The sequence below is a fragment of the Haloplanus aerogenes genome (assembly GCF_003856835.1).
Lineage (GTDB): Archaea > Halobacteriota > Halobacteria > Halobacteriales > Haloferacaceae > Haloplanus > Haloplanus aerogenes.
In genome coordinates this window covers 3,242,119-3,264,748 of record NZ_CP034145.1, presented here as the reverse complement: position 1 = coordinate 3,264,748, position 22,630 = coordinate 3,242,119, and the positions used below count along the sequence as shown (strand labels likewise).

Below are 22,630 nucleotides of genomic sequence, written 5' to 3'. Positions count from 1 at the left end.
TCGTCCGTCGGTCCCGACGGGTCGCGGGACGGTTACGGCGACCCGCGGGTTCACCGGTCCACTCACCACGATAATGCGCGTCACGCTCTCCGATCAGGACCGCCGGTTTATCACCCGTTTCGAGGACGAGACGGGCGCGACCGCCCGCGACTGTCTGGTCTACGACGACGAGGACCGTGTGGTCTTTCTCGTCGTCGCGGGCGAGATGGCGCAGGCGGTCGGCCCGGACGGGCGGCACGTGCAGGCCGTCGAGGAGGCGCTCGGCCGCACGGTCGAACTCGTCGAGGACGCGGACACGCCGGAGGCGTTCGTCGCCAACGCGCTCGCGCCGGCGGCGGTCCAACACGTCACGATCAGCGAACAGGGCGATCGGGTCGCCTACGCGGAGGTGCCCGAAGCCGACCGCGGCGCCGCCATCGGTCGCGACGGGCGGAACATCGAGACGGCGCGGCGGCTGGCACGGCGACACTACGACCTCGACGACGTGCAACTAACGTGACGGCAGTCACGCCGTTACCCTGAGTCGTCGAGCGCCCGGACGGTCTCACCGTCCGCAACGACGACCCTTTGGTCGGCGACTGTGGGGGCTGCCGTGGTGCGTTCGTCGCCCGACTGCTCCCAGACCGTCCAGTCCGTGTCGCCGTCGCGGAGCGAGAGTTTCACCAGGTCGCCGTCGAAGGCGACGTAGACGGCGTCGCCGTCGACGACGGGTTGGGCGGCGTCGTAACGAGACGGGGTCCGGCGCCAGGCGACGGACGGATCGGCGGGCGCCGACCCGGTGAGGATGCCCGTGTTTTCGGCGTCGACTTGGTACTGGGGAATCGACCCGCTCGCGGTGACGGGGCGCTCCGTCACCGTCTCCGGCGGGCCGGATTCGCTGGCGCCGAAACCGCCGAACAGGCAGCCCGAGAGGGTAGTGGTCGCGGTGCTTCCGAGGAGAGCGAGGACACGGCGGCGGAGCATATCCGTCCGTCCCGGCGGCGGCGAAATAAGGGTTCGGTAGACTGAACCGACTCTCACGGCTTCTCGACGCTCTTTCGGCGCTCAGCGTCGTTCTCCGGGCGCCGATGGATGGATGAGGAACCTCTCAGATCGGATTAGCGGGTGCCATAACGCGTTCTGAGCCGGTTTCACCGAGTGCGAAAAGGGAGGCTTAAGTAGCTCCGTCGGCAACTGAGTTGCACTATGGCGAACGGCAAGTACGCGGCCCGCAAACTCAAGAAGGACCGCCAGACGCGACGGTGGTCCGACTCGGAGTACGCGCGACGCGAGCGCGGTCTCCGGAAGAAATCGGACCCGCTCGAGGGTGCGCCCCAGGCGCGGGGCATCGTCCTCGAGAAGGTCGGTATCGAGGCGAAACAGCCCAACTCCGCGATCCGGAAGTGCGTCCGGGTCCAGCTCATCAAGAACGGCAAGCAGGTGACGGCCTTCTGCCCCGGCGACGGTGCTATCTCGTTCATCGACGAACACGACGAGGTCACCATCGCCGGTATCGGCGGCGCGAAGGGTCGTGCCATGGGCGACCTCTCCGGCGTCAACTACAAGGTCGAGAAGGTCAACGGCGTCTCGCTCATCGAACTCGTGCGCGGTAACGCGGAGAAACCCGTCCGATAATGTCCGAGAGCGACACCCCCGAACCCGACGCGCCGGCCGGCAGCGAGGATCAGGAGACGGACGCGCTCCTCTTCGGCGTCTGGGAGACGGACGACATCGCGTACAACGATCCCAGCACCCAGCGCTACCTCAACGTGACGCCCATCGCGCACACGATGGGTCGCCACGCCTCCAAGCAGTTCCAGAAGAGCGAGATTTCGATCGTCGAGCGCCTGATCAACCGTCTGATGCAGACGGAGGAGAACACGGGCAAGAAACAGCAGGCGATGCGGATCGTCCGCGACGCGTTCGAAATCGTCCACGAGGAGACGGAGGAAAACCCCGTCCAGATCCTCGTCACGGCCGTCGAGAACGCGGCGCCGCGTGAGGAGACCGTCCGCCTGAAGTACGGTGGGATCTCCGTCCCGCAGGCCGTCGACGTGGCGCCCCAGCGCCGGGTCGATCAGGCTCTGAAGTTCATCGCCGAGGGGACCTACCGCGGGTCCTACAAGTCGCCGACGAGCGCCGCGCAGGCGCTCGCCACGCAGTTGATGGGCGCCGCCGACTACGACGTCGGCACCTACGCCATCAACCAGAAAGAGGAAGCCGAGCGGGTCGCCGCCGCTGCGCGGTAAGGTACTCTACCCCTTCTCTCCCGAACAGCTACGTATCCCCCAGCCGACGGGACCGGTATGTCCCTCGGTTCACTCACCGATGCTCACACCATCCGGAGCCCCGCTCACGTCGAGTACGGCGCGGGCGCAGTCGACGCCCTCGAAGCCTTCGCCCGCGACCGTGATGTCGATTCGGCGCTCGTCGTCACCGACGACCATCTCGCAGCCAGCGGCGTCATCGACACACCCGTCGCTCGCCTCGATGCCGCGGGTGTCGACGTGGCGGTGTACGACGGCGTGGCGCCGGAGCCGAAACTGTCGATGGTCGAGGCGGCGGCCGAGCGGGTAGCCGATCACGACCTGGTCGTCGGCGTCGGCGGCGGGAGTTCGATGGACACGGCCAAACTCGCGGCGGCACTCGCGAAACACGGCGGTCCCGTTCGCGACATGCTCGGCATGGACAACGTGCCGGGGGAGACGGGGCCGCTGGCGCTCGTGCCGACGACGGCGGGGACGGGCAGCGAGGTGACCCACATCGGCGTCTTCGCGGACGAACGCGAGGGTGGGGTGAAGAAGGTCGTCTTCTCGCCACATCTCTTTGCCGACCTCGCGGCGGTCGATCCGGATCTGACGACGACGTTGCCGCCGGGGGTCGCGGCGGCGACGGGGCTCGACGCGCTGACCCACGCCGTCGAGAGCTACGTCACCGTGTTGCGAACGCCGTACACGGACACGCTGGCGCGGCGGGCGGTCGAACTCGTCGCAGCGAACCTGCGGCCGGCGGTGACACAGGGGCCCGAGAACGACGCGGCACGCGCGAACATGAGCCTCGCGGCGATGCTGGCGGGGCAGGCGTTCGTCAACTCCGGGCTGGGGGCGGTCCACGCGCTCACCTACCCGCTCGGGATGGAGTGCGGGCTGGGACACGGGCTGGCGAACGGCGTCCTCCTCCCACACGTGATGCGGTACAACGTGCCCGCGGAGGTGGAGCGGTTCGCGGATCTGGCCGCCCTGCTGGGGGCGGAGCGGCGGCCGGGGGAGTCGACGCGGGCGTTCGCGGATCGGAGCGTCGAACAGGTGTTCGACCTGCTGGAAGACGTAGACGTACCGACGAGCATCGCCGCGTACGGCGACTTCGACCGGGAAACGTTCGCGGACTTCGCGGACGTGGCGTTCGAACACTCCGAACACAACATCGAGCGGAACCCCCGCCACATGGACCGCGAGGACGTGATCGACGTGTTCGAGGCGGCGATGGCGGGCCGCTATAGTACCAGTTGAAAGTCATCGCACACCGGATCGCACGCTGTCTTGCGATCAAAGGTGTGAACAGTTTCAACTGCTACTATAGTCCGCCGCCTGCCCGCCGCCGAGCGCGTACTCTTTCGTCACCGCCACGAGGTCGCGCCGGAAGTCGCTCTCGGTGGGGTCGTCCATGAGCCCCCGGAAGCGGTGTTTGAACGTCTCCATGCCGACGGCAGGGGCGTCGGCCGCGGCGGCGCGGGCGAGGTCGTAGAGACGGTGGTCGGGGTCGATGAGGCCGTGGCGCTCGACGAGGCCGAGGGCGAAGGCGGCGTTGACGGCGGTGATGTCGGGATCGGCGCCCGTCTGTGCGGGGCCGGCACCGGCCGGTCGCGATCCGGCGGGGCCGGGCGCGTCGGCGACGGCGGCCGCGAGCTTGGATTCGAGGAACTGCACTAGTTTCGCCGCCGGCGCGACGGCGAGGGTGATGTCGTCGGCGTAGATGTCGCGCATGTGGTTGGCGATCTGGTAGCAGTGTGCGAGTTTGCGGCGCTCCACGTCGCGCCCGGAGAGGGCGAGAAAGAGCGCCTCGTCGGTCGACTGGGTGTGGGAGGCGTGCCCCTGTTCGTAGCGGGCCATGTGTGCGAGTTCGTGGAGCGCGAGTTCGCGCGCCATGGCGCTCGTGGCGGCCTGTCGGGAGATGTTGAGGACGTGGTAGTCGTCGTAGTGGGCTGTCCAGGTTCGTTCGTCGGGGTCGTCCCGGACCCGCACGTGGACTGGGTGGTCGAGATCGTGTTCGGTTGCCAGCAAGTCGGCGGCGCTGAGAAACGGATCGGGCGGAGCGCCGCCCTGAACGCGTACGTCCATGCTGATTGGTACCACGGGGCAGAAAGGTAAGACGGTTGTGGTACCCGGCTCGTATCGTGGTATCGCGTGACACATCCAATCAGGCGCCGGAAATCGACCGTTTCGTTGCCGGCAAAACACTACCCTTTTGACCCTCCTGACGGTATGGGCCTGTAATGGGCCGACGAAAGAAGATCGTACAAGAATGTGAACGGCTGATGGACAAACCGGAGAACATCCGGAACATCGCCATCGCCGCTCACGTCGATCACGGCAAGACGACACTGACGGACAACCTGCTCGCCGGTGCGGGCATGATCTCGCAGGACACCGCGGGCCAGCAGCTCGCGATGGACACGGAAGAAGACGAGCAGGAACGCGGTATCACCATCGACGCCGCGAACGTCTCGATGACCCACGAGTACGAGGGGAAGAACCACCTGATCAACCTGATCGACACGCCGGGCCACGTCGACTTCGGTGGCGACGTGACGCGGGCGATGCGCGCCGTCGACGGCGCGCTCGTGGTCGTCGACGCCGTCGAGGGCGCGATGCCCCAGACGGAGACAGTGCTTCGGCAGGCGCTCCGCGAGGGCGTCAAGCCCACTCTCTTCATCAACAAGGTCGACCGCCTCATCTCCGAGCTTCAGGAAGGGCCCCAGGAGATGCAGGAGCGGCTCCTCTCGGTCATCCGCGACGTGAACGAGCTCATCCGCGGCATGACCGAGGAGATGGACGACATCGACGACGACTGGACCGTCGGCGTCGAGGACGGCACCGTCGGCTTCGGGTCCGCGCTCTACAAGTGGGGCGTCTCGATGCCCTCGATGCAGCGGACGGGCATGGACTTCGGCGACATCATCGACCTCGAACGCGCCGACAAGCGCCAGGAACTCCACGAGCGGACGCCGCTCTCGGACGTCGTGCTCGACATGGTCTGTGAGCACTTCCCGAACCCGCTGGAGGCCCAGCCCCGTCGTATCCCGCGCATCTGGCGCGGTGACGCCGACTCCGACATCGCCGAGACGATGCGGCTGGTCGACGAGGACGGCGAACTCGTCCTCATGGTCACGGACATCGGGATCGACCCCCACGCCGGCGAAATCGCCGCCGGTCGCGTCTTCTCGGGCACCATCGAGAAGGGCCAGGAGCTCTACGTCTCCGGGACCGCGGGCAAGAACCGCGTCCAGAGCGTCGGCATCTACATGGGTGGCGAGCGCGAGGAAGTGGAGCACGTCCCCGCGGGCAACATCGCCGCCGTCACCGGCCTCAAGGACGCCATCGCCGGCTCCACGGTGTCGAGCGTCGAGATGACGCCGTTCGAATCCATCGAACACATCAGCGAGCCCGTCATCACGAAAAGCGTCGAGGCGAAGAACATGGACGACCTGCCGAAACTCATCGAGACGCTCCAGCAGGTCGCGAAAGAGGACCCGACGATCCAGATCGAGATCAACGAGGAGACGGGCGAACACCTGATCTCCGGGCAGGGTGAACTCCACCTCGAAGTCATCGGTCAGCGTATCGAGCGCAACCAGGGCATCCCGATCAACACCGGCGAACCCATCGTCGTCTACCGCGAGTCGCCACAGGAGGCCTCCCAGGAGGTCGAGGGTGTCTCGCCGAACCGCCACAACAAGTTCTACATCACGGTCGAACCCCTGAGCGACGACATCGTCGAGGAGATCCAGCTCGGCAACGTCTCGATGGACATGCCCGAACTGGAGCGCCGCGAGGCGCTGCAGGAGGCCGGCATGGACAAGGACACGTCCCAGAACGTGGAGCACATCCACGGGACGAACATCCTCATCGACGACACGAAGGGGATTCAGCACCTCAACGAGACGATGGAACTCGTCGTCGAGGGGCTGGAGGAGGCGCTGGACGACGGTCCGCTCGCCGCGGAACCCGTCTCCGGCACCCTCATCCGCCTCCACGACGCGCGGCTCCACGAGGACACCATCCACCGCGGCCCGGCACAGGTCATCCCTGCGGTCCGCGAGGCGGTCCACCGCGCGCTGATCGACGGCGAGATTCGCTTGCTCGAACCGATACAGGACGTGCGCATCGACGTGCCCTCGGAGCACATGGGTGCGGCGTCCGGCGAGATTCAGGGTCGGCGTGGCCGCGTCGACGACATGTACCAGGAGGGCGACCTCATGGTCATCGAGGGCATCGCGCCCGTCGACGAGATGATCGGGTTCTCCTCCGACATCCGGAGCGCCACCGAGGGTCGTGCCTCCTGGAACACGGAGAACGCGGGCTTCCGTGTGCTCGCCGACAATCTCCAGCCGGACATCATCAAGGAGATTCGCGAGCGCAAGGGCATGAAGCTCGAACTCCCGCCGTCGATCGACTACATCTGACGGGCGGCTCGTAAGGACTCCCCGTCCGCCGGCGTCGCTTCGAGTCGGTCCCCTCTTCTCTCAGTTTCGATAATCCGACGGACAGTTTCATCACCGCCGTTCCGTAAGCCTGCGGTAATGGCTGGCCTCCTCACTCAGATCGACCGCACGCTCGTTCGGCTGTTCGAGGCGGGTCCCGACGGCGGCAGACGTCGTCGGGAACGACTCGCCCGCTTCGGCGCCTGTACGGCGGTCAGTTTGACCGGTGTCGCCCTCTTTCTTCCCAACCTCACCCCGTATCTCGCCTCGGGGCAGCCGGCAGTCGGGCTGGGACTGGGGGCGCTGGGTGTCGTCGTCTGTCTCGGTCTGATCGTCGCTGGCGCACTCCTGTATCGAAGCGGTTTCTCGACGCCGAACGCGGTGCGGATCGCCGTCTGGAACTTCCTCGGACTCGTCGTCCTCGGAGGTGTCATCCTCGGCCACGGCGCCTACCGTGGCGCACTCGGGACGGTGACGACGGCCGACGCGCTCGCGGCGGGGAACGTCCTCGCGATCAGCGCGGCCGCGCACGTCATCATCGGTGTCCACGACGCCCGGCGGGTGCGCGCGGAGCAACTGGCCCGCGAGCGCGAGAAGTTCGCCGTTCTCAGTCGCGTCCTGCGTCACAACCTGCGAAACGACGCCACGGTGTTGATCGGGCAGTCCGAACGGCTGGTGGACGAACTCGACGGATCGCTCGCCGAGACGGCCGACGCCCTCCACCAGCGCTCCCGGACGGTCGGCGGCCTCGCGGAAAAGACCAAGACGATGGTCGAAGCGCTGGACCGGCGGTCGACGCCGAACGCGCGGCTGAACGTCCACGACGTCGCCACCGACGCCGTCGACGAGGTGCGCGAGGTGGTCGCCGACGAGGCGGACGTAGATATCACCGTCGACGTGCCGACGAACCTGTGGATCTGGGCGGACGACCGAATCGAGACTGCCCTGGCCGAACTGGTCGAGAACGCGGTCGAACACGGTGGCTCCGATATCCGGGTTACTGCCACCACCCACGACGGGACGGTCGACGTTCGCGTCGAGGACGACGGGCCGGGTATTCCGGACGACGAGCGGGCCATCCTCTCGGGCGACACGGAGATCACGCAACTCAAACACGGCAGCGGGCTGGGGCTCTGGGTCGCGCGGTCCGTCGCGGAGGCCGCGAACGGTGAGTTGACGTTCGACACCGACGGCGAGCGGACGGTCGTCCGTCTCGCACACGACCGGGCCGAGTCGCCGGTCGAGGCGGCCGGCGACCCGTCTCCCGCCGCGGCGACGTAAGACAGTCCGCGACCGATGCAATCTTATACCCGACCGGCACAGTGTGTACCATGCCCAGCGGCATGACTACCGGCAGTCGACGTGTCGGCACGGAGCTACCCCGCGGCCCCTCCCCGTCGCCGATTACAATTATTGCGTCGACGGGTCGTGCCGCGGGGGTGACTGCCTGAATGAGCGACGAGGCAGTCACCACCGAGGATGCCGCCGCCGACCCCGAAACCGACGGTGGCGAGCGTCCACAGACGCACACTATCCGGCTGGAACTCGTCGACAAACCGGGCGAACTGCTGTCGGCACTCCGCCCTATCGCGGAGAACGGCGGCAACTTGCTCTCGATATTCCACGAACGCGGGAACCTCACGCCGCGTGGCCACATCCCTGTCGAGGTTGACGTGGAGTGTCCGCCGGATCGGTTCGAGACCATCGTCGAAGCGCTCCGCGAGGAGGGCGTCAACGTCATCCAGGCCGGCGCGGAGCGGTACGGCGAGCAGTTGACGCTCCTGCTCGTCGGTGACATCGTGGACACCGACCTCTCCGACACCTTGCGGCGCATCGAGTCGAGTACGGACGCGACGCTCGCGGATCTCTCGCTCTCGGCGCCCGAAGGACGGGGAAGCGCGTCGAGCGCGCGCCTCCGGCTGGCGACCCGGACCGGACGGATGGACGAGGTGTTCGCGCACGTCCGCGAGATTGCCGACGAGAAGGAGTTGGACGTGATCGAACCGCTCGTGGAGGTGGGCGAATGAGCCTCCGTCTCGCCGTCGTCGGTGTCGGTGCGGTCGGCCGCTCCGTCGTCGAACTCGCGCCGGAGTACGGCCACGTCGTGACGGCGGTGGCCGACTCCCGGTCGTCGGCGGTCGACGCCAGCGGCCTCGACGCCGAGGCCGTGTTCGACCGCAAGGAGCGCGAGGGTGTGGTCGGGGACGGTGCCCCCGAGGACGCGCTCGCAGCCGACTACGACGTACTGGTCGAAGCGACGCCGACGACGCTCGGCGACGCCGAACCCGGCTTCTCGCACGTCCAGGCGGCGCTGGAACGCGACCGGCACGTCGTGCTGGCGAACAAGGGTCCCGTCGCCGAACGCTACGCCGACCTGCGGGCGCTCGAAGCCGAGAGCGCCGGGACGGTGCAGTTCGAGGCGGCCGTCGGCGGCGCCATCCCCATCCTCTCGACCATCGCGGACTTCGGCCCCGGACAGATCACGGCGGCGCGCGGCGTCCTCAACGGGACGGCCAACTTCATCCTCTCGCGGATGGCCGCCGAAGGGCTGGGGTACGAACACGTCCTCGCGGAGGCACAGGACCTCGGCGTCGCGGAGGCCGACCCCGCCTTCGACGTGGAGGGGACGGACGCGGCGCTGAAGTTCGTCATCCTGGCGAACGTGCTGAGTCAGGGCGATCAGGTGTACAGCCTCGACGACGCGACGGTCGAGGGGATCAAGTCGATTCCGGCGAGCGCGCTCGATCTAGCCGCGGAGGACGGGCGGACCGTTCGCCTGATCGGCGAGGCGACGGCCGACGGCGTCCGCGTGGGACCGCGACTCGTCCCCCAGCACGATGCGCTGGCGGTCACGGGGACGCGCAACATCGTCCAGTTCGACACGGTCAACGCGGGCCAGCTACACCTGAGCGGCCGCGGTGCGGGCGGCCCGGAGACGGCGACGGCGATTCTCTCGGACGTGGGCCGGCTGGAGTAGGGCCTCCACGGCCGTTTCGACGATCGACGCTCCCTACCACCGTCTCCGCGCAGTCGTGCGGTATGGCATGACAAACCGCAAGACGGCGGCGAGGACTTCTGTAACGTGTATCGAAATGGTTTTAGGTGATTCGGGGCAAATAGTCGTCACCAAGCGCCTTAGCGCGTGATTCCACCATGAGTGACAAACCGCACCAGAATCTGGCCATTATCGGCCACGTCGACCACGGCAAGAGCACGCTCGTCGGCCGACTCCTGTTCGAGACAGGGTCGGTCCCCGAGCACGTAATTGAGCAGTACCGCGAGGAAGCCGAGGAGAAGGGCAAGGGCGGCTTCGAGTTCGCCTACGTCATGGACAACCTCGCCGAGGAGCGAGAGCGTGGTGTCACCATCGACATCGCCCACCAGGAGTTCGACACCGACAAGTACTTCTTCACCATCGTCGACTGTCCGGGTCACCGTGACTTCGTGAAGAACATGATCACGGGTGCCTCGCAGGCCGACAACGCGGTGCTCGTCGTCGCGGCCGACGACGGCGTCGCGCCCCAGACCCGCGAGCACGTCTTCCTGGCCCGCACGCTCGGGATCAACGAACTGATCATCGGCGTGAACAAGATGGACATCGTCGACTACTCCGAGGACACCTTCAACGAGGTCTGCGAAGAGGTCAAGCAGCTCCTCAAGCAGGTCCGCTTCGGCACGGAGGACGCGTCCTTCATCCCGATTTCGGCCTTCGAGGGCGACAACGTCGCCGAGAAGTCCGGCAACATGGACTGGTTCGACGGCCCGACCCTGCTCGAGGCCCTGAACAACCTGCCGGAGACGGAGCCGCCGACGGACGCGCCGCTCCGCCTGCCGATTCAGGACGTCTACACCATCTCCGGTATCGGGACGGTCCCGGTCGGCCGTGTCGAGACGGGTATCATGAACGTCGGCGACAACGTGAGCTTCCAGCCCTCGGACGTCGGTGGCGAGGTCAAGACCATCGAGATGCACCACGAAGAGGTGCCCGAGGCCGGCCCCGGCGACAACGTCGGGTTCAACGTCCGCGGCATCGGCAAGGACGACATCCGCCGCGGTGACGTCTGTGGCCCGGCCGACGACCCGCCGTCCGTCGCCGAGACGTTCCAGGCGCAGATCGTCGTGATGCAGCACCCGTCGGTCATCACCGCTGGCTACACGCCGGTCTTCCACGCCCACACGGCGCAGGTCGCGTGTACCATCGAGTCCATCGACCAGAAGCTCGACCCCGCCAGTGGCGAGGTCGCCGAGGAGAACCCGGACTTCATCAAGTCCGGCGACGCTGCGGTCGTGACCGTTCGCCCGCAGAAGCCCCTCAGCATCGAGCCATCGTCCGAGATTCCGGAGCTCGGTAGCTTCGCCATCCGCGACATGGGTCAGACCATCGCGGCCGGCAAAGTGCTCTCGGTCAACGAGCGATAGATGCAGCAGGCACGCGTTCGCCTGGCGGGCACGAGCCCCGAGGACCTCGACGGCATCTGCGACGAAGTCCGCGAGATCGCGAACAAGACGGGCGTCAACCTCAGCGGGCCGATCCCGCTGCCGACGAAGACGCTGGAAGTCCCGGCCCGCAAGTCCCCCGACGGCGAGGGGACCGCGACCTGGGAACACTGGGAGATGCGCGTCCACAAGCGGCTGATCGACATCGACGCGGACGAACGCGCACTCCGTCAGCTCATGCGCATCCAGGTGCCGAACGACGTCAGCATCGAGATCGTCCTCGAGGACTGATCGGCGCCCCGCGCTAAGGCGTTTTCACGCGGAAACAGAAGCTTACAAGTACGCTCGACGGCTGGACCAAACTGCGGGCTCGTAGATCAGTGGCAGATCGCTTCCTTCGCAAGGAAGAGGCCCCGGGTTCAAATCCCGGCGAGTCCATCAAAATTTTACTCGGTTGCTAAGGAAACAAAAGCGACGCGTAGCGTTCTCTCTCCGTCGATCACGCTCGGACTATATGAGTGTCTGAGTACCCCCGAAAAACGATTCCACCGCGAGGTTCGGCGCACGTCGACGCCGTCGGGTCATCGCCAGAAGGAAACCGGGGGGTGGTCGGCGTGAGACGCCACTGTCCGACCTGCGGTGCGCGTCTCGTCACGACCACGTCGCGCGGTGGTCTCACCCGGCGTATCTGCCCCGACTGCAACGGGGGTGAGCGGCGGTGAGTACCGAGCGCGTCGGTGGCTATCCCGAAGTCGAGTTACCAGACGACTTCAGCGACGCGACGAGCTGGCAACGCGCTCGCGACGAGGAGACGCGCGTCGAGCCGCTCACCCGCGCAGAGTGGATGGTCCGCGTCGGCGACGGTGACCGGCATCGCGTCGTCTTCGGGACGCGGAGCGGCCAGCCCGTCGGAGAGTGCGACTGCAAGGGCTACGCGCACCACGAGTGGTGTGCTCACCTCGCCACCGTCTTCCTCGCGTACTGTCGGCAGGAGATCGTCGTCGCCGACCTCGAGGCTGATCCCGACGAGGAACTGGCGATGCTGTGGCGTCAGTACCGGCAGGAAGGTGAGGCATGAGCGGTCAGTCACTCTACGAGCGGGAGTGAGTACGGAAGCAAAGCGCGACCGTACTCAGTCCACACAACGGGGGGTTTGGGATGGGGTATGAGGCACTTTCCCCCCGTTGGTCATCTTTCTCCAGAGGCTTGTACCCCGACTGTTCTGCATATGGTCAACGTAATAATAAGAGTGACAGCGGTCGTCGACAGTTGTTGCTCACTCGTTCCGGACAGTGAGCAAGGGGGTAAGGCGTGATGGACTTTTTCGCCATCATAGAGCGCGCCGACCGCGCGATCCACTCGGTCGCACAGACGCACCTCACCGAGTTCGTCGGCACGGTCGACCTGTACCCTTCGGTCGGCGAGGGTGACGGGTCTCGCGCACACGGGCCCGCACGCGAGTCCGCTCCGCACACATTCCCTCCCCCGTGCATACGGACTCCGAATCGCCGCGCCGTCCCCGTATTCACGGCGTATGCAAACCGGAGGTGAGTGAATAAGATGCCGCGGATGGACGTGACCGAGAAGATTCTGGAGAAGCACTACGACAAGCGGACGAAGCGCGAGAAGATGGAGATTCGTCGCCGCCTCGTGCGGGAGGTTAGTGACCGATGAGAGAGCCCAACGAGATGCGGCGTTGTCTGCCGATTAGTCAACCCCCGGCGAGTCCGCCAAAATTTCACTCGGTCGCTAGGGAAACAAAAGCGACGCGTAGCGCCGTCTGCCGGTCGCGTTTATCGGTCTTCGCGAACCGGCACAGAGTCGAAGCCCTTTCCCAGAACTGCGTACCGGAGGTGTTTTGTGGCGCTGACGGGAAAGGAAGGTAGACGGCACGGTCAGCCAGCCCCTTTCAGCCCACGTGATCTCCACGTGTGGTTCCGTTGACTGACCTACTCCGTCTCTCTAACAACCACGAGCGACTGCTACTGCGGCATTCGAAGACTACCGAACTGACAGCGTCGGTGGCACAAATAATACGACAAGAGTGCGACCGAGAAGACTGGTGAATCGGACACTCGGGCAGCCGTGCTTCATTCCCCGTCGTTATAACATCAGTTACCACGCACAGAATAGTGATGGCTCGCAAAGAAGCGCCTTGTCTGTACTGTGGAGAATCCTTCGAGTTCGTAGCAGGTGTCCACTTCAAACGCGAAGATCATTTTGGCGATTCTGACGCTTTCAAACAGTACAAGAACTGGGTAGCTGAAGAATATGATCTTGATCGGGACCACGAGTTGTTTCATACTCCGGGGGCCCTCACGAGGGCCGAGGACTTCGAGCGATACGAGCATCTATTCGAATAAGGGTCCTCTCGGTAGCCAGCAGCCGATATGTGGCCGAGAAGACGGAATCCCCGATTTTTTGACTGCTTCGTGAGGTGGTCGGACGCGATGCACGCGGGGGACTACGACGGACGGAAGGGAATGGCGTCGCCCTGGGGAAGCCGACGCCGTGCGCGACGAAGTCGTCGACGTACCGCTCGACGACCCAGAACGTGGCTGCAAGCCACCTGTCGCCATCCGTCCCGGAGCAACGGAAAAAGGGGGGTGCCTCTGAGGGCTTCGGGGTCGGACGAAGCCCACTCTCCCTCGTCTGTTCAGCCAATTAATACTTCTGCACCAGCTATCAGATCCGAGAAGAACTTCGTGTCGGACGAAAATATTGTGAACGTCCCTGAACTATTCAGTATTCCAGACCCACGTCCCCACGGGGTCCCGGACACTCCCTGTACCATCGTCCCATACGGGACCCCGTCCGTCTGTCCCGATAGCGACGGCTCACGGTTGCGGAAGAACGGTATCACCACGATTTGGACCCGGACGGGAGATGTTTTCCACGGCCCTTACGACCGGTACTGGTTTCCCAGATTCTCGAATCTCGGTTACCCGAGATCCGTTACTTGGTCTTCGCTCCCATCCGCCATGGCGGATGGGCATCGGGTCGCTACGGTCCTCCTTCGAGGCGTTCACCTTGTTCCCCTGTTACGGGGTCTTTGGTTTTACCCCTAATCCGATCCAACCCGTTCGTTCGAACGGACTGGACCCGATCGTCCAGTGTGTCCTCGTGGATGCTACCGGATCTTGCCATACGTTACCATGGAACATAAATCTTTCTCACACTTCACCGACGATTCGACTCGGCAGGTGTCTGATGAAGAGAACACACGAGACGGGGGGGAGAGCCGTCTCGCCCATGGTACGAAAGGAGCCGTCGACGTGGGAGCGATGCATGGTCGACCCGACTCGACGGCAGGCCCCGTGAAGGGGCACGTGGACGTGGATGGTTCGACTATACAAACGTACCGCCCCAATTCTCAAACGCTGGAACTGACCTATCGATCTTCGGCCGGCGGTAGCCCTTCGTCGTTCAGCACGGTTCCGTCCTCGTCGACGGTGACGACGCCGCGGTTGTTCACCGCGTACGGGTCGAGACCGATCTCCTCCATGAACCCTTTGTAGAGGCGTTCGACCGTCTCGCCGTCTTTCTGCCTGTCGGACGCCCGGTCACAGAGTTCGATCAGATCCTCGGGCACGTCGTTCTCGTGGACGATCCAGTGGTTGATCAGGTCGGAGAGCCGTCGAATGGGCGAGGTGAAGTGGCCGTAGATGTCGAAGTTGAGCGCGTGGTGGCCGCCGAAGGGGTCGTTCATGTACTTCGCCCGCGGCATCACCTTCAGCACCGCGCGCTGGATCTTCGACAGCATCCGGTCGGGGGCGTTCTCCAGTGCCCCGTTGACGGCCTTGCGCGGATCGTCCCACTTGTCGGAGGGGATGGAGACGCCGTCGAGTTCCTGAATCTCCCGGAGCGCGTCGTTCCACTGATCCGGCGTCGGCTGGGGGTGGACGCGATACATCGCCTCGACGCCTCGGTTCCACATCAGTTCGTGCGTCACCGCCTTGTTCGCCTTCAGCATGCACTCCTCGATGATGGTGTGGGCGCGGTCCCGCCGCGGGTTCAGGACGAGTGAGCCGTCCTCTTTGCGCTGTTCGTGCATTCGATCCGCGAGCTCGAACGCGAGGGTGTTCTCCTCGTGGAGCGGTGCCTCGGGGTCTTCGAGCCGGTTCTCACACTGACTGTAGGTGAGCCGTTCGTCGCTCCGAATGACGGATTTGTAGATGTCGATGGTCTCGAACGACAGGGTCTCCTTGTCGAGTTCCATCTCGACCGTGTGCGCGAGGCGGTCTTCCTCGGGAACCAGCGAACACACCGTCTCCGCGAGAATCGGCGGGAGCATGTGGATGGTGTAGGCGGGGAGATAGACCGTGTTCCCGCGCTGGACGGCTTCCTCCCACATCGCGGAGTCTGGGTGGACGTAGTGGGTCACGTCGGCGATGTGGACCCACAGGCGGTAGGCGTCCTCCTCCTCGCGGACGCTGATCGCGTCGTCGAAGTCCTGCGCGTCGATGGGGTCGGTCGTCCACGCGGTCAGATCCCGGAGGTCCTCGCGGTGATCGAGTTCGTCCTGAATCTCTTGCTGGACGCCATCGGTTCGCTCGCGTGCCTCGCGGCGGACTTCGGAGGGAAACTCGTCGCGGATCTCGAATTCCTCGAACAGGTCCTCGCGTTTCTCCTGTAACTGGCGGGCTTCGGCCGGCGTAATCTCGACCGGGCCCTGGCCCTCGGCCGTCCCGGCTTGGGCCTGCGCCTCAGAATCGTTCGTCATGCCCCGCTCTACACGTGACGGGTAGTTAGACGTGTCGGGCGCGGCAGCCATACGGATTGTTGTAAGTCAGTTCCGGCTACGGGGGCGGTGACGGCCGGTAGACCGTTACAACGATCCGTCTCAGGATTCGGGCTCTTCGGCCGAGCCGTACCGCTCCTCGACGGCACCGTAATACCGTTCGAGAAAGGTCTGCTGGGAGAGGTTTTCGCCGTCACCGATGTCGACGAGGAGGGTTTCGAGTTCGTCCCGCGGCTGGTGACAGAGGTTCCGGTAACACTCCTTACAGAGGTGTTCGAACTCCTTGCCGTGTCGGCTCCAGCGGTCGCCCTCTTTGTCGTACTCGCGGGCCTCGGATCGGTGGAGCGACGTGCCACACGCGATACACACGACCGTCTTCCGATCCCGTCCCCCATCCGATCCGGAACGCCACATGGCCGATGCCAGGCACCACGACCACTTAGCGTTTGTTGCGTGTCCGACGCTCGGCAGACGGCCGCGACACCGTCGGCCGCGAACGGGCGACTTATCCGCCGAGCGACCTACCACCCCTCCATGGAAGTCAAATCCCGCCATCACCTGCGGAGCGACGAGATACGGGAACTGGAGTCGACGCTCGAGGACGCTCTCGGTGTCGACCTCGACGGCGACACCTACGAGCGCGTCGACCTCGTCGACACCGAGTTCGATCTGGTGCTCGTCGACGGTGAGCCGTCCGTCTTCTTCGTCGACGGCGAACCCTTCCTGACGGTCCGCGGCGCGAACACCTACCCGCCACAGCGGCGGGTCGTCACCGTCGATGCCGGCGCCATCCAGTTCGTCAGCGACGGCGCGGACGTGATGCGCCCCGGCATCGTCGACGCCGACGAGAGCATCGACCCCGGCGACCTCGTCGCCATCGTCGAGGAGACCCACGGCAAGGCGCTGGCGGTGGGCCGGGCGCTCGAACCCGGCGCCGACCTCACCGGCGACTCGGGCAAGGTCGTCGAATCCGTCCACCACGTCGGCGACGACCTCTACGAGTTCTCGGTCTGATAACGCTCCACCGCCGCCTCGTACCCCTGCTTCGCTTGCCGGTACGTCTCCCGTAAATCGGCGACTGGCGTCTCGCTGGCGTCGACCCGCAAGTCGTGATACAGCGGTTCCGGCCCCGCGCCGGGCGTCCGCACGACCACTGCCGCACTTCCGACCGGCAGGTCCCGTCCGTCGCCGCCCGCGCGCTCCCCGGCCGCCAGCGCCGTGAGCAGGCGGTAGGCGAGCGGCGCGTCGCGCTCGTTCTCGCGGTACCCCCGCTCCAGCGCGTCGAGAACTTCCTCGTCGGCCATCGACGTGCCGGCGACGGTGTAGCCGTCGCCTGCGTGGTGGCCCGCGACGGGGCGACAGTCGTCGCCGGTGTGGGCGGCGCTCGATGCGGCGTCGACGCCGTGGAGTTGCCAGCGGTCGGCGGTGTCGTCGGTCATCTCGTCGACCACGGCGTCGAGTCGCCGGCCGTCCGCGAGGGCGGCCAGACATCGCCCCCCGAGGTCACGGTCGGCGACGCCGGCCACCGCGACGGCGCCCTCGTCCCCCACGTGCGGGCAGACGCTCCCCACCGCCGGGACGCGGGCTGCGGCGGCGACGCCGAAGCGATGGCCCGCTGCACCCCGCTCCCGGACGCAGATGCTGTAGGTCACGATCGGTTGAGGGGCGTGCCGCATCAAAAATCCGCCGTCGACACCCTTCGTCTGACGCAAGAACTATTGAGCCAGTGGTTCCTGTACGTACCATGGGCATCATGAGCAAGATCCTCGGCGGTGGCGGTACCCACAGCACCGAGGATTACGTCGAACTGAACCTGGACGACTTCGACACGGCGCGGGCCGAGGCGAGCATGCAGGTCCAGATCGCCGAAATCAGCGAACAGCGCGACGCCATGGCGATCAAGGACGCCGTCTACGACGGCAACCTCGTCATCGCGGACATCACGCGGATGAGCCCGAGCGACAGCGTGGTCGACCGGATTCTGGAGGACCTCCGGCAGGTCGCTCGCGAAGTCGACGGCGACGTGGTTCAGAAGGGTGAGGACGAGATCATCGTCGCGCCGACGGGCGTGAAGATCAGCCGCGAGAAACTGTCCTGACAGGGCGACTATAGCTGCCTCCCGCTGCTCCGTCGGCATGGGGCGGCGGCGCACCGATCCTGACCGACAGCCAGCCCTGCGTCGCCCGAACCGACAGCGTTTCAGCGGTCCGGCCCCCAGTCGAGCGTAGATGAGTAAGGACTATATCGAGGTTCGCGGGGCCGAGGAACACAACCTCAAGGACCTCGACGTCCGCATCCCCCGCGAGGAGTTCAGCGTCGTTACCGGGCTCTCCGGATCGGGCAAGTCGTCGCTCGCCTTCGAGACGGTCTACGCCGAAGGTCAGCGTCGCTACATCGAATCCCTCTCCGCCTACGCCCGCAACTTTCTCGGGCAGATGGACAAGCCGCAGGTCGAGAGCGTCGAGGGCCTCTCGCCGGCCATCTCTATCGACCAGAAGAACGCGGCCAACAACCCCCGGTCGACCGTCGGTACCGTCACCGAACTCCACGACTACCTCCGCCTGCTGTACGCTCGCGTCGGCACGCCTCACTGTCCCGAGTGCGGCCGCGAGGTCGGCGAACAGAGCGCGAGTCAGATGGTCCGCCGCCTCCTCGAACTCCCCGAGGGGACGCGGGCCAAACTCTGTGCCCCGATCGTCCGCGACCAGAAGGGCGCCTTCGAGGATCGTTTCGACGACCTCGTGAGCGAGGGGTACAGTCGGGTCGAGGTCGACGGCGAACCCTACGATCTGACGATGGATCGCCCCGACCTGGACGAGAACTACGACCACACCATCGACGTGGTGGTCGACCGCGTGACGATCGATCCCGACGCTCGCTCGCGTATCACCGACTCCGTCGAGACGGCGCTGGAAGAAGCGGGCGGCGTCCTGAAGGTGATCCTCCCCGACCCGCCCGAGGGCGTCGAACTCGGCGGCTCGACGGCCCGGTCGACCGGTGATCTGGCCGCGGACCCGGACGCCGACGCCGCGGACGACGACGACGGCGACGCCCCCGACCGCCTCGTCGTCGAATTTTCGGAGGATCTGGCCTGCACCCACTGCGGCATCGACATCCCCGAAATCGAGACGCGGAGCTTCTCCTTTAACAGCCCCCATGGCGCCTGCCCGGAGTGTGAGGGCATCGGCAACGCGAAGGAGGTCGACCCCGACCTCGTCGTGCAGGACGAGAGCAAGCCGTTGAAAAACGTCTTCGAGCCGTGGAGCTACAACCGGTCGTACTACCGCCGGCAACTCGACTCCGTGGCGCGACACTTCGGCGTCTCCGTCGACACGCCCTTCGAGGAACTGGACGAGGCGGTACAGGACGCTTTCCTCTTCGGCACCGACGAGGACGTGCTCTTCGAGTGGACGACGAAAAACGGCGTTCGTCGGAAGGAACAGCCCTTCGAGGGCGTGATCGGCAACCTCGAACGTCGGCACGTCGAGACGGATTCGGACAACACCCGCGACCACATCGAGGAGTTCATGGCCGTCACCACCTGTCCCGAGTGTGACGGCACGCGCCTCAAGCCCGCCTCGCGGGCCGTCCTCGTCGACGGGACGGCCATCACCGAGGTGAACCGCATGAGCATCGCGGACGCCCTCGCCCACTTCGAGGGACTGGAAGGCGCGCTCACCGAGCGCGAACGCACCATCGCCGAGGAGATTCTGAAGGAGATTCGCGCCCGCCTCGGCTTCATGCAGGAAGTCGGGCTGGACTACCTCACCCTCGACCGCGAGGCGTCCACCCTCTCCGGCGGCGAGTCTCAGCGCATCCGCCTCGCCACGCAGGTCGGCTCCGGTCTCGTGGGCGTCCTCTACGTCCTCGACGAGCCATCCATCGGCCTGCACCAGCGCGACAACGACCGCCTGCTCGACACCCTCGAAGGACTACGGGACCTCGGCAACACCCTCCTCGTCGTCGAACACGACGAGGAGACGATGCGCCGCGCGGACAACGTCATCGACATGGGACCCGGCCCGGGCAAGCGCGGCGGCGAAGTCGTCGTGCAGGGCGACTTCGACGAGGTGGTCAGTTGTGACGAATCCATCACGGCCGACTACCTCGCCGGCCGACGCGAGATTCCGGTGCCCGACGAGCGCCGCGACCCCGACGACGGCACCCTCGCGATCCGCGGCGCCCGCCAGCACAACCTCGACGACGTGGACGTATCCATCCCGCTGGGCCAGTTCGTCGCCATCACCGGCGTCTCCGGCTCCGGCAAGTCCACGCTCATGCACGACGTGCTCTACAAGGGGCTCGCCCGCGAGATGAACGACAACACCTCCGTCGACCCCGGCGACCACGACGCCATCGAGGGCTACGATCGGATCGAGACGGTGCGGCTCATCGACCAGTCCCCCATCGGCCGCACCCCTCGCTCCAACCCCGCCACCTACACCGGCGTCTTCGACCACGTCCGCGAACTCTTCGCGGAGACCAAACTCGCGAACCAGCGCGGCTACGAGAAGGGGCGTTTCTCGTTCAACGTCAAGGGCGGCCGCTGTGAGGAGTGTGGCGGACAGGGCACGGTCAAAATCGAGATGAACTTCCTCTCGGACGTGTACGTCCCCTGCGAGGAGTGTGACGGCGCTCGCTACAACGACGAGACGCTCGACGTGACCTACAAGGGCGCGACCATCGCGGACGTGCTGAACATGGAGGTCGACGAGGCGCTGGACTTCTTCGAGGCCAACCCCGGCATCCGTCGTCGCCTCGAACTCTTACAGGACGTGGGCCTCGGCTACATGCAACTCGGCCAGCCCTCGACCACGCTCTCCGGCGGCGAGGCCCAGCGCGTCAAACTCGCGGAGGAGTTGGGCAAGAAGGACTCCGGCGAGACGCTCTACCTGCTCGACGAACCGACCACGGGGCTGCACCCCGAGGACGAACGCAAGTTGATCGAGGTGCTCCACCGCCTCGCCGACGCCGGCAACACGGTGGTCGTCATCGAACACGAACTCGACCTCGTGAAAAACGCCGACCACGTGATCGACCTCGGTCCCGAGGGTGGCGAGGGTGGCGGCGAAGTGGTGGCGACGGGAACACCCGAAGAGGTGGCGCGACTCGACGACTCCCACACCGGTCGGTATCTGCGCGACCTGCTCCCCGACGTGGCGCTGACGGGGCCGCGCTCGGATCGGCGCAAGCCGGCGAAGGCCGCGAGCAACGACTAGTCGCGGCCGACGATGCCGTCGCTCAGGCGGCGCTACGGAGCCCGCCTTCCTCCACGGGGTGTGGTTCAGAAGAGTGAGAGGTACACGACGCCACCGAAGCCGAGGGCTATCAGGATCAGGCCGGGGATCTGGTAGACCCAGTCGGGAAACATATCCAATTCGTCGGCGGTGGTCGGCCGAGTCTCCTTGCTTGCCATGCTATACCATGGCTCTCTGTCTACATATAGGTGTCCCAACATTATCGCGGGTCGGACGGCGCTGTTTCGGTCCCGGACCCACCGTGCGTGCCGTGGTGGCGGTAGCGCCGTCGGCGTCGCTTCCGACGTACATCGAGACGGTAGTCCTGCTCACCCGCCGAACGCCCGCCGAACCGCGTCGGCCATCTCACAGGCCCGCTGGGCGTGTTCCGTCTCGTCCCGAATCCCGTTGGTGACGTAGGCCATCGCCAGCCCGGATTCGGGGTCGCCCCACCCGACGATGCTCCCCAGGCCGCCGTGACCGAACGTCGTCCGCGGCGCCAGCGTCCCGTATTTGTCCCACACGGTTCCCGCGCGCTCGAAGCCGAGCGCGTAGCGCCGGGGCACGTTCAGGGTGGCGTCCGTCTCGACTTCGACCTGCAGGCTCGTGGCCGCCTCGACGGTGTCGGGAGCGAGTAGCCGCGCCCCGTCGAGTTCACCGGCGTTGACGAGACAGGCGTAGAACCGCGCCATGTCGCGCGCGGTGCCGACGCCCGTCGCCGCCGGGACGACGGCGCGGTGCATCGCCTCCCGATTGAACAGCGCGGCCGCCTCGTCCTCCCGGCCGTCGAGGCCGACACCGGCGTTTCGACACCGCTCGCCCGGCGCGAATCCGGCGAGCGTCGCCACGTCGTCCGGCTCGCCAGCGGGGAGGCCGATGGACGTGTCGCTCATCCCCAGCGGCTCGAAGACGTGGTCGCGGGCGTAGGCGTCGACGGGCTGCCCGCTCACGCGCCGGACGAGTTCGCCGACGAGGAAGCCGTAGGTGAGCGAGTGGTACGCGGCGGTCGATCCCGGCCGAAATTTCGGCTCCAGATCCTCCATCGCCGCGACGGCCGCGTCCCAGTCGCCCCACTGGTCGTACGCCTCGTCGAACGGGCCGTACGGGAGGCCGGCCTGGTGGCTGAGGACGTGTCGGACCGTCGCCTCGGCTTTCTCCGTCCCCGCGTCGGCGAACTCGGGCCAGTGGTCGCGGACGGGGTCGTCGTAGTCGAGGTGGCCACGCTCGACGAGGTGGTGGAGGCAGACGCCGGCGTACGGTTTCGTGCAGGAGAAGAGTACGTACCGGCGGTCGGGCGTCGTCGCCGGGCCGTCGGGGCCGACGGTGCCGGTCGCCAGGTCGAGGACGAGTTCGTCCCCGTCGTACACCGCCAACTGCGCACCGTGGTGGAGGCCGACCGTGGCGTGGCGCTCGAACACGTGCCGTACACGTGTCGCCGGATCGGCGTCGAACGGATCGTCCATACCATCCCGTCGTCGCGTGGGGCCGAAAGCCCGTCGCCGCACCGCGCCGACGCGGCTCTCACCCTTCGCCGAA

The 22,630-nt window shown here is 66.1% G+C and carries 22 protein-coding genes and 1 tRNA gene; 15 read left to right on the top strand and 8 right to left on the bottom strand.

What is annotated here, in order from left to right; all coding sequences use genetic code 11:
* Positions 1-73 precede the first annotated feature (73 nt).
* Positions 74-499: a NusA-like transcription termination signal-binding factor gene (locus tag DU502_RS16740; protein WP_121921794.1), complete on the top strand. Its 426-nt coding sequence runs from the start codon at positions 74-76 to the stop codon at positions 497-499.
* Positions 500-513: 14 nt separating this feature from the next.
* Here DU502_RS16740 and DU502_RS16735 read toward each other — a convergent pair whose 3' ends face one another.
* A complete protein-coding gene (locus DU502_RS16735; RefSeq protein WP_121921793.1) occupies positions 514-963 on the bottom strand; it encodes an outer membrane protein assembly factor BamB family protein in 450 nt (149 codons plus the stop codon).
* 222 nt (positions 964-1,185) lie between these two features.
* Between DU502_RS16735 and DU502_RS16730 the strand changes: the two genes are divergently transcribed.
* The 3 genes from DU502_RS16730 to DU502_RS16720 are packed head-to-tail and all read left to right on the top strand — an operon-like array spanning position 1,186 to position 3,488.
* Positions 1,186-1,614 (top strand): 30S ribosomal protein S12, encoded by a 429-nt coding sequence (locus tag DU502_RS16730; protein WP_092635289.1) that lies wholly within the window; start codon positions 1,186-1,188, stop codon positions 1,612-1,614.
* Positions 1,614-2,228, top strand: a complete 615-nt coding sequence (locus DU502_RS16725; RefSeq protein ID WP_121921792.1) for a 30S ribosomal protein S7 — start codon at positions 1,614-1,616, stop codon at positions 2,226-2,228. The genes DU502_RS16730 and DU502_RS16725 overlap by 1 nt, the downstream gene beginning before the upstream one ends.
* Before the next feature lie 57 nt (positions 2,229-2,285).
* Positions 2,286-3,488: an iron-containing alcohol dehydrogenase gene (locus tag DU502_RS16720; protein ID WP_121921791.1), complete on the top strand. Its 1,203-nt coding sequence runs from the start codon at positions 2,286-2,288 to the stop codon at positions 3,486-3,488.
* 54 nt (positions 3,489-3,542) lie between these two features.
* Here DU502_RS16720 and DU502_RS16715 read toward each other — a convergent pair whose 3' ends face one another.
* Positions 3,543-4,316 carry a DUF5781 family protein gene (locus tag DU502_RS16715; RefSeq protein WP_121921790.1) on the bottom strand — a complete coding sequence of 258 codons (774 nt, stop codon included), beginning with the start codon at positions 4,314-4,316 and terminating at the stop codon, positions 3,543-3,545.
* A 155-nt stretch (positions 4,317-4,471) separates the two neighbouring features.
* On the opposite strand from DU502_RS16715, the gene DU502_RS16710 reads away from it, so the two are divergent.
* The 8 genes from DU502_RS16710 to DU502_RS16670 all read left to right on the top strand — a co-directional run bounded on the left by DU502_RS16710 (position 4,472) and on the right by DU502_RS16670 (position 12,194).
* A complete protein-coding gene (locus tag DU502_RS16710; RefSeq protein ID WP_121921789.1) occupies positions 4,472-6,661 on the top strand; it encodes an elongation factor EF-2 in 2,190 nt (729 codons plus the stop codon).
* Between the two features lie 117 nt (positions 6,662-6,778).
* Complete coding sequence (locus tag DU502_RS16705; RefSeq protein ID WP_121921788.1) at positions 6,779-7,960, top strand: sensor histidine kinase; 1,182 nt, start codon at positions 6,779-6,781, stop codon at positions 7,958-7,960.
* 170 nt (positions 7,961-8,130) lie between these two features.
* Positions 8,131-8,706: an amino acid-binding protein gene (locus DU502_RS16700; RefSeq protein WP_121921787.1), complete on the top strand. Its 576-nt coding sequence runs from the start codon at positions 8,131-8,133 to the stop codon at positions 8,704-8,706.
* The gene (locus DU502_RS16695) at positions 8,703-9,656 is read left to right on the top strand and encodes a homoserine dehydrogenase (RefSeq protein WP_121921786.1); all 954 of its coding nucleotides are present in this window, start codon (positions 8,703-8,705) and stop codon (positions 9,654-9,656) included. Before DU502_RS16700 ends, DU502_RS16695 begins: the two co-directional genes overlap by 4 nt.
* 176 nt (positions 9,657-9,832) lie before the next feature.
* Entirely contained in the window at positions 9,833-11,098 is a 1,266-nt protein-coding gene (tuf, locus tag DU502_RS16690) for a translation elongation factor EF-1 subunit alpha (RefSeq protein WP_121921785.1), read from the top strand.
* The gene (gene rpsJ, locus DU502_RS16685) at positions 11,099-11,407 is read left to right on the top strand and encodes a 30S ribosomal protein S10 (protein ID WP_121921784.1); all 309 of its coding nucleotides are present in this window, start codon (positions 11,099-11,101) and stop codon (positions 11,405-11,407) included. It abuts the gene before it with no gap.
* A gap of 75 nt (positions 11,408-11,482) precedes the next feature.
* Positions 11,483-11,554: transfer RNA gene (locus tag DU502_RS16680), tRNA-Ala, on the top strand.
* Positions 11,555-11,834: 280 nt separating this feature from the next.
* The gene (locus DU502_RS16670) at positions 11,835-12,194 is read left to right on the top strand and encodes a hypothetical protein (protein ID WP_124897108.1); all 360 of its coding nucleotides are present in this window, start codon (positions 11,835-11,837) and stop codon (positions 12,192-12,194) included.
* A 1,033-nt stretch (positions 12,195-13,227) separates the two neighbouring features.
* Here DU502_RS16670 and DU502_RS16655 read toward each other — a convergent pair.
* From DU502_RS16655 to DU502_RS16645, 3 genes are all read right to left on the bottom strand, one after another.
* Positions 13,228-13,467: a hypothetical protein gene (locus tag DU502_RS16655; protein WP_121921780.1), complete on the bottom strand. Its 240-nt coding sequence runs from the start codon at positions 13,465-13,467 to the stop codon at positions 13,228-13,230.
* A 1,040-nt stretch (positions 13,468-14,507) separates the two neighbouring features.
* Positions 14,508-15,839 (bottom strand): ribonuclease catalytic domain-containing protein, encoded by a 1,332-nt coding sequence (locus DU502_RS16650; RefSeq protein WP_121921779.1) that lies wholly within the window; start codon positions 15,837-15,839, stop codon positions 14,508-14,510.
* 120 nt (positions 15,840-15,959) lie between these two features.
* Positions 15,960-16,271: a DUF7562 family protein gene (locus DU502_RS16645; RefSeq protein WP_121921778.1), complete on the bottom strand. Its 312-nt coding sequence runs from the start codon at positions 16,269-16,271 to the stop codon at positions 15,960-15,962.
* Between the two features lie 120 nt (positions 16,272-16,391).
* Here DU502_RS16645 and DU502_RS16640 point away from each other — a divergent pair, with 120 nt between their 5' ends.
* Entirely contained in the window at positions 16,392-16,871 is a 480-nt protein-coding gene (locus DU502_RS16640; RefSeq protein ID WP_121921777.1) for an RNA-binding protein, read from the top strand.
* Here DU502_RS16640 and DU502_RS16635 read toward each other — a convergent pair.
* On the bottom strand, positions 16,853-17,509 hold the full coding sequence (locus DU502_RS16635) for a DUF1028 domain-containing protein (RefSeq protein WP_121921776.1): 657 nt from the start codon (positions 17,507-17,509) through the stop codon (positions 16,853-16,855). The genes DU502_RS16640 and DU502_RS16635 overlap by 19 nt on opposite strands.
* A 92-nt stretch (positions 17,510-17,601) precedes the next feature.
* On the opposite strand from DU502_RS16635, the gene DU502_RS16630 reads away from it, so the two are divergent.
* A complete protein-coding gene (locus DU502_RS16630; RefSeq protein ID WP_121921775.1) occupies positions 17,602-17,955 on the top strand; it encodes a cell division protein SepF in 354 nt (117 codons plus the stop codon).
* A 130-nt stretch (positions 17,956-18,085) separates the two neighbouring features.
* Positions 18,086-21,076: an excinuclease ABC subunit UvrA gene (uvrA, locus tag DU502_RS16625; protein WP_121921774.1), complete on the top strand. Its 2,991-nt coding sequence runs from the start codon at positions 18,086-18,088 to the stop codon at positions 21,074-21,076.
* Positions 21,077-21,141: 65 nt separating this feature from the next.
* On the opposite strand, the gene DU502_RS18935 is transcribed toward uvrA, so the two are convergent.
* Together DU502_RS18935 and DU502_RS16620 are read right to left on the bottom strand one after the other, a co-directional pair.
* Positions 21,142-21,273 (bottom strand): hypothetical protein, encoded by a 132-nt coding sequence (locus DU502_RS18935; RefSeq protein WP_277872152.1) that lies wholly within the window; start codon positions 21,271-21,273, stop codon positions 21,142-21,144.
* A gap of 150 nt (positions 21,274-21,423) precedes the next feature.
* Complete coding sequence (locus DU502_RS16620) at positions 21,424-22,557, bottom strand: serine hydrolase domain-containing protein (RefSeq protein WP_121921773.1); 1,134 nt, start codon at positions 22,555-22,557, stop codon at positions 21,424-21,426.
* Positions 22,558-22,630 lie beyond the last annotated feature (73 nt).

Excerpts from the sequence above, each read along its gene's own strand:
- DU502_RS16740 (WP_121921794.1), top strand. The coding sequence starts at position 74 with ATGCGCGTCACGCTCTCCGATCAGGACCGCCGGTTTATCACCCGTTTC.
- DU502_RS16735 (WP_121921793.1), bottom strand. The coding sequence starts at position 963 with ATGCTCCGCCGCCGTGTCCTCGCTCTCCTCGGAAGCACCGCGACCACT.
- DU502_RS16730 (WP_092635289.1), top strand. The coding sequence starts at position 1,186 with ATGGCGAACGGCAAGTACGCGGCCCGCAAACTCAAGAAGGACCGCCAG.
- DU502_RS16725 (WP_121921792.1), top strand. The coding sequence starts at position 1,614 with ATGTCCGAGAGCGACACCCCCGAACCCGACGCGCCGGCCGGCAGCGAG.
- DU502_RS16720 (WP_121921791.1), top strand. The coding sequence starts at position 2,286 with ATGTCCCTCGGTTCACTCACCGATGCTCACACCATCCGGAGCCCCGCT.
- DU502_RS16715 (WP_121921790.1), bottom strand. The coding sequence starts at position 4,316 with ATGGACGTACGCGTTCAGGGCGGCGCTCCGCCCGATCCGTTTCTCAGC.
- DU502_RS16710 (WP_121921789.1), top strand. The coding sequence starts at position 4,472 with ATGGGCCGACGAAAGAAGATCGTACAAGAATGTGAACGGCTGATGGAC.
- DU502_RS16705 (WP_121921788.1), top strand. The coding sequence starts at position 6,779 with ATGGCTGGCCTCCTCACTCAGATCGACCGCACGCTCGTTCGGCTGTTC.
- DU502_RS16700 (WP_121921787.1), top strand. The coding sequence starts at position 8,131 with ATGAGCGACGAGGCAGTCACCACCGAGGATGCCGCCGCCGACCCCGAA.
- DU502_RS16695 (WP_121921786.1), top strand. The coding sequence starts at position 8,703 with ATGAGCCTCCGTCTCGCCGTCGTCGGTGTCGGTGCGGTCGGCCGCTCC.
- tuf (WP_121921785.1), top strand. The coding sequence starts at position 9,833 with ATGAGTGACAAACCGCACCAGAATCTGGCCATTATCGGCCACGTCGAC.
- rpsJ (WP_121921784.1), top strand. The coding sequence starts at position 11,099 with ATGCAGCAGGCACGCGTTCGCCTGGCGGGCACGAGCCCCGAGGACCTC.
- DU502_RS16655 (WP_121921780.1), bottom strand. The coding sequence starts at position 13,467 with ATGCTCGTATCGCTCGAAGTCCTCGGCCCTCGTGAGGGCCCCCGGAGT.
- DU502_RS16650 (WP_121921779.1), bottom strand. The coding sequence starts at position 15,839 with ATGACGAACGATTCTGAGGCGCAGGCCCAAGCCGGGACGGCCGAGGGC.
- DU502_RS16645 (WP_121921778.1), bottom strand. The coding sequence starts at position 16,271 with ATGTGGCGTTCCGGATCGGATGGGGGACGGGATCGGAAGACGGTCGTG.
- DU502_RS16640 (WP_121921777.1), top strand. The coding sequence starts at position 16,392 with ATGGAAGTCAAATCCCGCCATCACCTGCGGAGCGACGAGATACGGGAA.
- DU502_RS16630 (WP_121921775.1), top strand. The coding sequence starts at position 17,602 with ATGGGCATCATGAGCAAGATCCTCGGCGGTGGCGGTACCCACAGCACC.
- uvrA (WP_121921774.1), top strand. The coding sequence starts at position 18,086 with ATGAGTAAGGACTATATCGAGGTTCGCGGGGCCGAGGAACACAACCTC.
- DU502_RS18935 (WP_277872152.1), bottom strand. The coding sequence starts at position 21,273 with ATGGCAAGCAAGGAGACTCGGCCGACCACCGCCGACGAATTGGATATG.
- DU502_RS16620 (WP_121921773.1), bottom strand. The coding sequence starts at position 22,557 with ATGGACGATCCGTTCGACGCCGATCCGGCGACACGTGTACGGCACGTG.